Origin of the sequence: Treponema zioleckii (genome assembly GCF_014737315.1) — a bacterium.
GTDB lineage: Bacteria > Spirochaetota > Spirochaetia > Treponematales > Treponemataceae > Treponema_D > Treponema_D zioleckii.
The window spans coordinates 26,298-38,324 of sequence record NZ_JPUF01000002.1 but is presented as its reverse complement, the minus strand read 5'-3'; the positions used below and the strand labels follow the sequence as shown (position 1 = coordinate 38,324).

11 protein-coding genes are annotated in these 12,027 nt (G+C 40.8%); 9 read left to right on the top strand and 2 right to left on the bottom strand.

All coding sequences use genetic code 11. The annotated features are described in order from the left end of the window. Window positions 1-31 precede the first annotated feature (31 nt). The 9 genes from rpmH (at window position 32) to JI65_RS00950 (ending at window position 8,268) form a co-directional block, all read left to right on the top strand. Entirely contained in the window at window positions 32-187 is a 156-nt protein-coding gene (rpmH, locus tag JI65_RS00990; protein ID WP_191013497.1) for a 50S ribosomal protein L34, read from the top strand. Then, on the top strand, window positions 163-579 hold the full coding sequence (rnpA, locus tag JI65_RS00985; RefSeq protein ID WP_242457115.1) for a ribonuclease P protein component: 417 nt from the start codon (window positions 163-165) through the stop codon (window positions 577-579). The genes rpmH and rnpA overlap by 25 nt, the downstream gene beginning before the upstream one ends. Before the next feature lie 16 nt (window positions 580-595). Beyond that, the gene (yidD, locus tag JI65_RS17245; RefSeq protein ID WP_191013598.1) at window positions 596-853 is read left to right on the top strand and encodes a membrane protein insertion efficiency factor YidD; all 258 of its coding nucleotides are present in this window, start codon (window positions 596-598) and stop codon (window positions 851-853) included. A gap of 29 nt (window positions 854-882) precedes the next feature. Then, window positions 883-2,718: a membrane protein insertase YidC gene (yidC, locus tag JI65_RS00975; protein WP_191013495.1), complete on the top strand. Its 1,836-nt coding sequence runs from the start codon at window positions 883-885 to the stop codon at window positions 2,716-2,718. Next, window positions 2,719-3,420 (top strand): RNA-binding cell elongation regulator Jag/EloR, encoded by a 702-nt coding sequence (jag, locus tag JI65_RS00970; protein WP_191013494.1) that lies wholly within the window; start codon window positions 2,719-2,721, stop codon window positions 3,418-3,420. Then, the gene (locus JI65_RS00965) at window positions 3,420-4,208 is read left to right on the top strand and encodes a DUF6675 family protein (RefSeq protein WP_340138422.1); all 789 of its coding nucleotides are present in this window, start codon (window positions 3,420-3,422) and stop codon (window positions 4,206-4,208) included. Before jag ends, JI65_RS00965 begins: the two co-directional genes overlap by 1 nt. 205 nt (window positions 4,209-4,413) lie before the next feature. Beyond that, window positions 4,414-5,373 carry a peptidylprolyl isomerase gene (locus tag JI65_RS00960; RefSeq protein WP_422822260.1) on the top strand — a complete coding sequence of 320 codons (960 nt, stop codon included), beginning with the start codon at window positions 4,414-4,416 and terminating at the stop codon, window positions 5,371-5,373. Between the two features lie 137 nt (window positions 5,374-5,510). Further along, window positions 5,511-6,059, top strand: a complete 549-nt coding sequence (locus JI65_RS00955; RefSeq protein WP_191013491.1) for a flavodoxin — start codon at window positions 5,511-5,513, stop codon at window positions 6,057-6,059. Between the two features lie 109 nt (window positions 6,060-6,168). Continuing rightward, on the top strand, window positions 6,169-8,268 hold the full coding sequence (locus JI65_RS00950; protein WP_191013490.1) for a methyl-accepting chemotaxis protein: 2,100 nt from the start codon (window positions 6,169-6,171) through the stop codon (window positions 8,266-8,268). A gap of 98 nt (window positions 8,269-8,366) precedes the next feature. Here the strand turns inward: JI65_RS00950 and uxaC are convergent, their stop codons facing one another. Together uxaC and JI65_RS00940 are read right to left on the bottom strand one after the other, a co-directional pair. After that, entirely contained in the window at window positions 8,367-9,776 is a 1,410-nt protein-coding gene (uxaC, locus tag JI65_RS00945; protein ID WP_191013489.1) for a glucuronate isomerase, read from the bottom strand. A gap of 487 nt (window positions 9,777-10,263) precedes the next feature. Continuing rightward, complete coding sequence (locus JI65_RS00940) at window positions 10,264-11,826, bottom strand: UxaA family hydrolase (RefSeq protein ID WP_191013488.1); 1,563 nt, start codon at window positions 11,824-11,826, stop codon at window positions 10,264-10,266. Window positions 11,827-12,027: the final 201 nt, after the last annotated feature.

Genomic DNA, 12,027 nt, shown 5'->3' with positions numbered 1-12,027 from the left:
AATATTTTATAGATAAGGAGATTTGTTCATTATGTTAAGAACATATCAACCAAGCAAAGTTAAGAGAAATAGAAAATTTGGTTTCCGCGCACGCATGGCAACTCGTGGTGGACGTATGGTACTTGCTCGTCGACGTGCTAAGGGTCGCAAGAAGCTCTCTGTTTGCGACGAGAAGAAAAAGTACTAATTACTTACAAAATGAAAACAGATTTAACACAATCTAAGCTTTTTACACGTGAAGAACACATAAAAAGTCCTTCTGATTTTAAGAATCTGTTTAAAAACGGGAAAAAGGTCAGTATTGCCGGCGCAAAATTATTTTTTCTGCCGAACAATCGGGAATTCAATCGTATTGGCTTCCCCCTTCCCCGTGGTTATGGTAACGCAGTTCAACGTAACCGTGCAAAGCGGTTCAGCCGTGAGACCTATCGTAATTTAAAAGCACACCTGAACACCGGATACGATATGCTTTTCCTTGTGTATCCTTCTTCCGAGAAAGACTCGTTCAGCACGCGGTGTGTTCAATTTCATACATTAATAAAAAAAGCAGGTCTGTTTAAGGACGAATATTTTGAATAATACTCTTGATTGCAAAATGATTAGTAATTGCATTTTCAGGATTCCAAAAATCATTGGAAGATTTGTTTCTAAATTCTGTTGTTTCTTAATCCGTCTTTATCAGATTTTTTTCTCTCCAATGTTCGGACAGTGTTGTAGGTTTTATCCTTCATGCTCCCACTATTCATTGGAGGCTTTTAAAAAGTATGGTCCGTTTAAGGCCTCTCTTCTGACCTCAAAAAGAATTCTTCGGTGTAATCCTTATTGCAAGGGCGGTTACGACCCAGTTCCTTAAAATCAAAAAAAATCCTTATGGAGTAAAAAATGGAAAAAAATACAGTTTGGGCGATTGCTCTTTCTACTGTCGTTTTGGTCGCGTTTTTTGCCATTCAGACGATTTTTTATCCGCAGCCAAAAGGCGGAGCGTCAAAAACGGCAGCAACCGAGGCTAATAAAACTGAGACCGTAAAACAGGAAACTCCTGCACTTGTTTCTAATGTTGTGGCAATAGAGGATGTTTCTGAAAACGAAGGGGCTTTGGAGAGTGCTCCTGAATTGAAAGAGGAAACTTATACAGTTTCTACCAACAAAGTAAAAGTGACTTTTACGAACCGAGGCGGAGACGTTATCGGTTATGAGCTTATTGACCACTTTGACCGCGACACTGGAAAAGGAATCGAGATGGCAAAGAACATTTCGGACCAGAACCGTGCGTTTGCGATTGCAATCGGTGGAGTTGAAGCTCCGATTTTGAACGATCTTTTTAAGGTTCATGAGGAAAAGAATCTTATTTCGTTTGCGCGAGACTTTGAGGTTAAGAATGCTGACGGAACTAGCGGAAAATTCACTCTTGTTAAAACATATACTTTCAAGGATGACGAGTATCTTTTTAAACTTGACGTGACTGTTGACGGCGGAGAGGGATTCAAAGGAATCAACGTGAATGACATGGCTTATTCACTTCGCACTTCCCCGGAAATCGGACCTGCATTCAATCCTAAAGACCGATACGACAACCGTGAATTTATTGCCTACAACAAGGCTGACAACAAAAAATACACACCGAATCCCAAAAAAGACAAAAGATGGGACTGGATTGGTGTTGCTGGAAAATACTTCATCACTTTCATAAATCCTGTTTATAATTCAACGGGCGATTCTTCTGACCCAAAAAATGAAGAAGTTACGACTTCTGGATTGGTAAAGACAATCGCGCCAGACAGAAATGGTGGCCAGGCGAATGCACAAATCGTTTTTGCCCGCAAGGCTATTTATGCAGGAACTAATGACACTTACTACATTTATGCTGGTCCTCGCAACGAAACTGAACTTAAGAAATATAATTCTGCAGAGAACAACGCTTGGGGAATAAAAGACACTCACTACAACGAAGGGCTTCCTACAATGCAGCTTTTGAGCTGGCTTGAAGTGGTTCTTAAATTCTTCCTCGAAAAACTCAACTGGGTAATCGCACTTGTTTCAGGAAGTTCTGCCGGAAACTGGGGTATTGCAATCATCATTCTTACGATTTTGCTCAAGCTTGCCCTCTTCCCTCTTACAAAAAAGAGTCTTTCGGGAACAAAAAAATTGCAGGAGCTTCAGCCTCGCATCCAGGCTATTCAGGCAAAATACAAGGATACTCCGCAGAAAATGCAGCAGGAAACTGCAAAACTCTACAAAGAGATTGGCTATAACCCAATGGCTGGTTGTTTGCCAATGCTTATTCAGTTCGTAATTTTGTGGGCTATGTACCACTTGTTCAATAATTATTTTGAATTCCGCGGGGCTATGTTTATTCCTGGCTGGATTCCAGACCTTTCGACAAGCGACAAGGTTTGCACCCTCGGATTCTCAATCCCGTTCCTGGGAAATGAAGTTCATATTTTGCCTGTAATCTATCTTGTATCTCAGTTGTTATACGGTAAGATTACACAGAATGGCGGAACTGCTACGGCTCAAACCGGTATGCAGATGAAGCTTATGATGTACGGTATGCCTATATTCTTCTTCTTTATTTTCTATAGCGCTCCGTCTGGACTTCTTCTTTATTGGACAGTCAGCAATATTATGCAGCTTATTCTCCAGCTTTTTATAAACAGCTCGATGAAAAAAGCTGATTTTCAAAACGGAAACGCAAAAATTGTAAAGAGAGGTAAATAAATGACTTACGAATATGAAGGCAAAAACGAGAAAGAAGCTATAGAAAACGCCGTTGCGGATTTGGGGCTTGAAAGAGATCAGTTTGATGTTGAGATTATCGAGACTCAGAAAAAATCTCTTTTTAAGTCCGGATACGTAAAAATCCGTGTTCATACAGATGATTCTGTAGCTAACGTTCCTGCTGGCGAAGACGCGGAGTCTTCTGATTCTGAACGTTTTGGAGCTGTTGCTCCTGCTCCACAGGGAGATTTTGAAGAAAAACTTGTAACTTTCGTAAAAGAAGTTATTACAAGAATGGGATATACAGTTTCTGTTGACGTTATGTTCCGCGAGGACAAAAAAATTGGAATCAGACTTTCGTCAGCAAATTCGTCTATCCTTATTGGACGCAAAGGCAAGAATCTTGACGCATTGCAGCTTCTTGCCAATGTTTATGCTGGTCATCTCGGAAGAGAGGACGTTCGTGTTATTCTTGACACTGAAAACTACAGAGTTCGACGTGAAGAGAACATTGTTCATTTGGCTTACACGACTGCAGACAAAGTTCGCTCAACGAAAATGTCTGTTTTGCTTGAGCCGATGAATCCTTTTGAAAGAAGACTCGTTCACACTACTCTCAATGATATTCCTGATATTGAGACAAAGAGTGAGGGCGACGGACTTTTCAAACAGGTACGTGTAATTTACAAGGGAAACTACTAATGAATGTGAAAAAACTGTGCATAACTTCGATATTTTTCCTCATTTTATCAACATTTTGTGCACAGGGTGAATCCTCTGTGTCTCAGGGGCTGCTTGAGAGTGTAAAATCCTCTGGAAAAATCCAGAAGAATTTTAACGATGACAAGAAAGTTGTGTTTTCGTTTACACCGAATACGGAACTTTCGAAAAAATCTGTAAAAACTTGGTCTTCGTCGGACAAACCTGTTTTTACGAGCGAGAATCTTTTTTATGTGAGCAAAGACACTCTTGTAAAAAATTCTTCAAACAAGACGACTTGCGACACTTCATTGGATTCAGTTTCAAAAATAATTCGTTCAATTTCGAAGATGAAGGGAATGCAGTATTATTCGAACGGGGATAAAAAATGGGAGACTTTGTATCACAAATCAAATCTCATAAAATCTCCTTCTGACAAGACTGCGATTCCTGACAATCTTTCGGGGTCTGCTGACGGAAAAAGATTTTACTGTTTGCAGAAGGACAACTCGTTTGGCGATTGTTTCTATCAGCTTGATTATAGTCAGCGTGCGAACGAGGTTTCGGTTTGTTTTACGAATTTTGAGCCGATAAAGTATGGGCCTGTTACGGCTGTAAAAAAAGGAAATTTAAAAATCAATCTCGACGTAATTGATGAGGGAGATTATTTCTTGGTTTATATGGTTGTTCAGGCTAAGTATGCGAATGTTCCATTTTTGGAAGGCCGGCTTAACCGTTCATTTAATGCGCGTGTAGACGCAATTTATAAATGGTTTACGCTTCAGTTTTAATTTTTTGACTTTGGCGTAAGGAGTAATTATGAAAAAGATTCTGGCAGCTGTGTTGTTGGGATGTGCTTTTCTTGCGCTCGGAAGCTGCAAGGAGAATAAAAAAAATTCTCTTTCTGATTCAAGTGCAGAAAATCCTTCCAAAACTGTAGGAAAAGAGGTTGCTTCGGCATCTGCTTCGGCTGTAACTAAACAAGGAGCTAAAAACATGGATTTGAGTGTTCTTAACGGAAAAGAGGGCGTTTTTGCGGTAATGGAAACTTCTAAAGGTTCGATCTATCTTGAACTTTTTTATAAAAAAACGCCTTTGACTGTAACGAACTTTGTAGGCCTTGCAGAGGGAACTCTCGATGCTGCCAAAGGAAAACCTTTTTATGATGGTCTTAAATTCCATCGTGTAATTGCAGATTTTATGATTCAGGGTGGAGACCCTCAGGGAACAGGTGCAGGCGGTCCTGGATACAGATTTACAGACGAGTTCCGTGATGATTTGAAATTTGACAAACCTGGTTACTTGGCAATGGCTAATGCTGGACCTGAGACGAATGGTTCTCAGTTCTTCATTACGCATGTTCCAACTGACTGGCTCAACGGAAAACACACTATTTTTGGTGAGGTCGTTGATGAAGAAAGCCAGAAAGTCGTAAACGCAGTTGAGCAGGGCGACGAAATCGTAAAAGTTACGATTGTGCGACAGGGTGCGGATGCTGAGAAATTCACAGCGGCTCAGGCTGATTTTAACAGACTTAGCGACGAAGCTAAAAAGGCTAACGAAGAAGCTAAAAAAAGACAGCTTGCAGAGTTCACTGAGGGCTGTGAGAAAAATGCTAACGGAATCTACTTTAAAGTTCTTAAAGAAGGTTCTGGAGACAAAATCGGCAAGGGAAAGACTGTTTTTGTTGAATATAAGGGTTACTTGCAGAGCGGAATGATTTTTGATGCTTCGCAGGGAATGGATCCTCGCGGACATGAAGGACTTTCTTTCAAGACTAATGGTGGCGAGATGATTCCTGGATTTGACATTATGGTTCAGGACATGAAAGTCGGTGAGACACGAAAGATGGTAATTCCGCCGGAATTGGCTTACGGTTCACGCGGTATTCCGCAGGCTGGCATTCCTGGTGGTGCATATCTTGCATTCGACGTTCAGGTTGTAAGCGCAAAATAGTTTTTAGGATAAGACTGTCTATGAGTTCCGAAGGGGCTTGCAGGACAGTCTTATTTTTTTGGAGAGGGGCAAATCTAAAAAGTGGCGTTATGTTACTGGAAAATTGAGTTTTAGAATCTTTATTCAAGGATTTATTTATGAAAGTAAAATCAATTTTTATGGCGGCGATAGTTGCATTTTTGATGATTGGAAGTGCTGTTGCTCAGGCATCTGAAAAAACGATAATAATTTATTATTCATGGAGCGGGAATACAAAGAAGATTGCAAATTTAATTCAGCAAAAAACGAATGCAGACCTTTTTGAACTGACTTTGGAAGAACCTGCTCCGTCTAATTATAATGACTGCCTCAATATGGCTCAGCAGGCTCAAAAATCTAATGCTCGCCCAAAAATTAAAGAACCTCTGCCGAACATTAATGATTATGACATTGTGATTCTTGCCTATCCTCTTTGGTGGGGAGATATTCCAATGCATTTTTACACGCTCTTGGACAAGATTGATTTGTCTGGAAAAACCGTTCTTCCGATTTGCTCGAATGGCGGAAGCGGACTTGTACGTAGCGTAGGCAGCATAAAAAAACTTGAACCGAAGGCAAATGTAAAAAATGGACTTTCAATCACCAATGACGGTGGGAGCAAACTTGAAAAGACTGTTTCTGATTATTTAAAAAAGAATAATTTGTAATTTTAGAGACTATCCCTTAATATTGAGATAATAGATTTTCTTTTTTATGTCGATTTTGATGTAGGAGAGTAATATTTTTTCAAACTTTTATGGGATTGCAAAATTGCCTATGAACGCTTTATCGAAAAAAAGACAAGGAAAACTTGTTGCTGTTATTATTGGAATTATTTTATTAATTATCGTTGTATTCAATACACTTCAAGTTTCTCTAGTAACACATTTTACACGTAAAGCCATTGCTCATTCTTACGAAGAGGACTGTAAAAAAATTACGGAAGCATATACAAACGTAGTTTCCATCCGTTTGAGCGAGTATATAAAGCAAATGCGCATGTATACTGAAGCTGATATTACTCAGACTGCCGATCCTGAGCAGATTCAGCAATGGCTTATTGCCCATGCGTCTTCTCGAACACCTGATTTTGATCGAATTGGTTACATCGATGAAAAAGGTGATTTTTATAACGACCAAAACAAGATTACGAACGTCATTGACCGAGATTATTTTCTTAACGTTGTAAAACGTGGAAATGATATTGATATAGATGACCCTGTAATTTCAAAATCTACAGGTGCGACGATTATTCACGTTACGAAGGCAGCTAAAGTTGATGGCAGAACCGTTGGCTGTTATAGTGCTGTCGTCGGTGTTGATAAACTTACAGAATTTGTAAGCTCTATTCGTATTGGACAGACTGGCTACGCTGTACTTTTTAACTCACAAGGTGGAATTATTGCTTCTTCTAATCCAGATAAAGATGCTGGTGAAGAAAAGACTTCTGTTATGGAAACTGCCATGGAAGGCGTTGTTGCAGCTTTAAAAAGTCGTGAGACAGGAACTGCATGGATTAACGCCGGAAAATACGGAAAAAAATTCGTGGCTTATCAGCCTGTAGAGAATGCGGACTGGGGCTTTGCATTCATAATTGATGATTCCCAGGTTTATGCGACTGCCAAGCAGATTGCTGGCGTTTTGATTGGCGCAGGTTTGATTTTAGGATTTGTGCTCGTTTTAGGAATCGGTGTTTCGACCTATCGTTCTCTAAAACCGTTAAAGCAAGTTCAGGGAGCTATTGAGGCGATTGCAAGTGGTCAGGCAGATTTGACACAAAGGATTACAGGCGACGCTGAAAAAGCAAACAATGAAATTGGTCGTGTTGTCCGTGGATTCAATCGCTTTGTCGAAAAATTGCAGGAAATCATAAAATCCGTAAAAGATACAAAAGAGACGCTTGTAAATTCTGGTACAGACTTGCGAAATTCAACAGAAGATACAGCCGCTTCGATTACTGAAATCATTTCTAATATTCAGAATATGGGACGAAATATTAACGCTCAGTCGGATAGCGTTCAGTCTACGGCCGGAGCTGTAAATGAGATTGCTTCGAACATTGAGTCTCTTAACCGGCTTATTAGTGAACAGGTTGGCAGTGTTTCGCAAGCTTCTTCTGCAGTTGAAGAGATGATTGGAAATATCACATCTGTAAATACGTCTGTAGAAAAGATGGCTGAGTCATTTGAAAATCTTGCAGAGCAAGCTGTTAGCGGTGCAAAAAAGCAGGATGATGTTACGGAGCGAATTGCACAGATTCAGCAAGAGTCAGAAGGATTGAAGGAAGCGAACACGGCGATTTCTGCAATTGCGGAGCAGACGAATCTTTTGGCCATGAACGCCGCGATTGAGGCGGCTCATGCCGGCGAGGCCGGAAAAGGATTCTCTGTTGTTGCTGATGAAATCAGAAAACTTTCTGAAACTTCGGGCGAGCAGTCTAAGACGATTGGAGAGCAGCTTAATAAGATTCAGAATTCTATTAACGCGATTGTTTCGGCTTCTGGAGAGTCAAGAGATGCATTTAACGACGTTACGGACGGAATTAGAACTACTGATATGCTTGTTAGGCAGATTAAGGCCGCTATGGAAGAGCAGACGATTGGTTCTCAGCAGATTGTAGATGCTTTGCATACGGTAAACGATAATTCTGCTGTGGTAAAAAGCGCTTCTGCCGAGATGAACGAAGGAAACAAGGCTATTTTGCAGGAAATCCAGAGTTTGCAGAATGCAACGTTCAGCATGAAGAGCGGCATGGATGAAATGTCGATTGGCGCGATGAAAATCAATGAGACCGGGGCAACGCTTTCTACGCTCTCTAATCAGATGGAAAGTTCAATTGAAGCAATTGGAAATCAGATTGATAAGTTTGAAGTTTAAAAATAAGGTTTGATTGCCGATTTTTGTTGAAGAGTTTATAAAACGAAAAGAGCCATGGAAAGCTTTTTAACTTTTCATGGCTCTTTTTTTATTCGGTTTTAGTCACCGAGATATGCTTTTATGTTTCCGAAGGCGATGTCTTTTACGATTTTTGTAAGCATTTTTTCATCGTTCGGGTATTCGCCGTTTTCAACCCAGCCACCGATTAAATTACAGAGAATTCTTCTGAAATATTCGTGGCGAGAGTAAGAAAGGAATGAGCGAGAGTCAGTGAGCATTCCGACGAATGTAGAAATCATACCGAGGTTTCCGAGAACCTTAAGCTGCTGCTCCATACCGTCTCTGTGGTCGCAGAACCACCATCCAGAACCGAGCTGGATTTTTCCTTTTATTCCGCTTCCCTGGAAACAACCCATGATTGTTCCGATTGAGTAGTAATCTTTTGGATTGAGCGTATAGAGAATTGTTTTAGGTGTGCCGCCAGCTGCTTCGATAAGCGAAAGGAGTCCTGCGAGATTTTCTGCGAGAGGTTTGTCGTGAGAGCCGTCGAATCCTGTGTCTGGACCAAGTTTTTTGAACATAGCCTTGTTGTTGTCGCGGATAGCGTTCATGTGCCACTGCTGAACGATTCCTCGTTCTGCGTATGCGCGACCGAGGGCTACGAGAACTTTTGTTTTGTAAGCCTCTGATTCAGCTTCGCTGATAACTTCGCCGTTCAATGCTCGTGCAACGACCGCATCGATGTTTGCGTCTGTGTCAACTTTGCATGGCGGATATTCAAGGGCGTGGTCAGAAGCCTTACATCCGTTTTCGATGAAGAAATCAAGGCGTTTTATAAGAGCTTTGATAATATCATCAGATGTTTTGATGTTGATTCCTGAAACTTCGCTCAATTTTGCGATGTAATCTTTGAAAGTTGGAAGATTGATGTTGAGAGCTTTGTCTGGGCGGTATGATGGGCGAACCTGCGTGCTGATTTTTCCGATTGGTGCAGTTCCGGCTGCAATAGCCTTGTGGTACTCAAGTGAATCGATTGGATCGTCTGTAGTTCCAACTGCGTATACGTGGAATTTCTCAAAGATTCCTTTTACAGAAAGTTCATCTGTTTGGAGCATTGCATTTGCTTTTTCCCAGATACGAGGAGCAGATTCAACTGTAAGTGGCTCTGTGATTCCGAAATATCTCTGTAGCTCAAGGTGTGTCCAGTGATAGAGAGGATTTCCGATAAGGTGCTCGATTGTTTCTGCCCACTTGAGAAATTTTTCGTAATCAGGTTTGTCACCTGTGATGTATTCCTCTGGAACACCGTAAGTGCGCATTTGTCGCCATTTATAGTGGTCTCCGCCCAGCCAGATTTCTGTGAGATTCTTGAATTTTTTGTTCTCTGCAATCTGTGATGGAATAAGGTGACAATGATAGTCCCAAAGCGGTTCGTCTTTGCAAGCCGCAAACAATTTCTGTGCTGTTGGTGTTTCAAGCAAGAAATTTTCATCCATAAAAGCTTTCATTTTTTGTTCACTCCAAAAAAATATTAGATTCTCTCATTCTATTATTATTTTAACAGATTGTACATGTCAAGAATTTTTCAGATTCAGCAGTTTTGATGAGATTTTCTGTGTTATTTTAGAAATGATTTTGTAGATAGTATAACTATCGTTAGTTTTGTAATTCAAATTAATTAACGAATGATAGTTTTTTTTGTAATTCTAATTGGTTTATAAATGTCAAAAAATGTCATCCCAAACCCGATTCGGAATCTAGCTTCTTCATTATAGTTTGAGATTCTGAGTTAATCTCAGAATGATACAGTGTTAATGGCATTAATTTTTCGAATTTTACCGTGAATAGGATAAGAAAGATTTTGAAACATACAAACGTTAGTTTTTTTTGTAGCTAACTAATGGTAGTTTATTATTGGTAAATAAAATTGAAAATAAAAAAGACTCCCCTACTCCGTATGGATTCAGGAAGTCTTTTAGAAAGTTTATGAATGTTTTACAGCGTTACGCCGTCTTTGAAAATTGCGATTTCGCGGTATCCATTTTGTTCGTTTTTGGTCTGCAAACGGCCAGAAACAATGTCGCAGATTTGTTTTAGGAGCGCGTCACGAACGCTGTCGCTTGGTTCGTCAAGAAGTCGGGCTGCATCAAAGTCTATCCAGCCAGATTTTTTCTCGGCGAGCGGATGGTTCGTTGCGATTTTTACTGTTGGTACAGGGGCGCCAAGCGGCGTTCCTCTACCTGTGCTGAACAAGATGATATTTGCTCCGGCTGCTGTCATGTCGGTTGTGGAAACAATGTCGTTTCCCGGACCTTCAAGAAGCGTCAAGCCTTTTTCTGTAAGGCGTTCACCGTACTTCAATACGCCTGTTACAGGTGCTTTTCCTCCTTTCTGAACGCATCCTAAAGATTTGTCTTCGAGCGTTGTGATTCCTCCGGCTTTGTTTCCCGGTGAAGGGTTTTCGTAACAAACTTGATTGTGTCGTGCATAGTAGTCTTTGAATCCGTTGATGAGTTTTACGGTGCTGTCGAATCGGTTTTTGTCTACACAGCGGTTCATAAGCATCTGCTCTGCTCCGAACATTTCTGGAACTTCGGTAAGCATTACTTTTCCGCCCATTCCGGTCATTGCGTCACAGATTCGTCCAATCAATGCGTTTGCAGTGATTCCGCTCATTCCGTCTGAACCTCCGCACTTCATTCCAAGTACAACTTCAGAAAGTGGAGCTTCTTCACGCTTGAATTTTGAAACGTAGTCAACGAGTTCTGTAAGGAGTTTTTTTCCTTCTTCAAGTTCGTTCTGGAAATCCTGCGTCGTCATAAATTTTACGCGGTTTTCGTCGTATTCGCCCAAAAACTGCTTGAAATACGGGATATTGTTCTCTTCACATCCTAAAGAAACAACGAGAACTCCGCCGGCGTTAGGGTGCTTTACGAGATCTGAGAGAATTACTGCAGTAGTCTCTTTGTCTCCGCCCATCTGAGAGCAGCCGTAAGGGTGAGTCCATGTGAATACGCCTTCAAGTCCGCCGTCTTCTTTTGGGGAAGGTTCTCCGCCCAAGAATTTTCCGTTTGCCCAGTTTGCGAGTGTTTCAGAAATCTTGTTGACGCAGCCTACGAGAGGGACAATCCAAATCTCGTTGCGGCTTCCGACTCGTCCGTCCGGGCGTTTGTAAACTTTTACGGTCGGTACGTTCTTTCTGAGAGATTCAGTCTCTTTGTACCAGTCATCGTAAGCTTTTTTTGCGTTCGCTTCGTTGTAAGAGTATTCAAATTTTTCTGAAAGAAGCGTGTGAATATTGTGAGTGTGTACGTGGAATCCTGTTTTGATTTCTTCTTTTGCGGCTCCGATTGGATAGCCGTATTTTATGATTGGCTCATCTTTTTTTATGTCTCTGAGCGCGAATTTATGACCTGCTGTAATGTCTTCCTGAAGCGTTACCGTAACTTCCGGAACGTTGTCCATTGCTTCGAGAGTTACCGTTGTGCCTTTTGTTAAAGGCTGGAGGGCAACTGCAACAATGTCAGCAGAATTTATTCTGATTGCGACTTTGCTCATTTTATACCTCGTATGAGTAATTTTAAAAATGATAATATTAATTATTAGAAAAGGAAACGTAAAATCATGTAGGGTATTTTTTAAAAATCCGTGGTTTTTGAAAAAATAAATGTGGATTCTAAAATGAATTCGGATTTGCAGATGGTTGCTAAAAAATAAACCCGCGCTGGAAAAACTTTCCTGCACGGGTTTTATACAAGG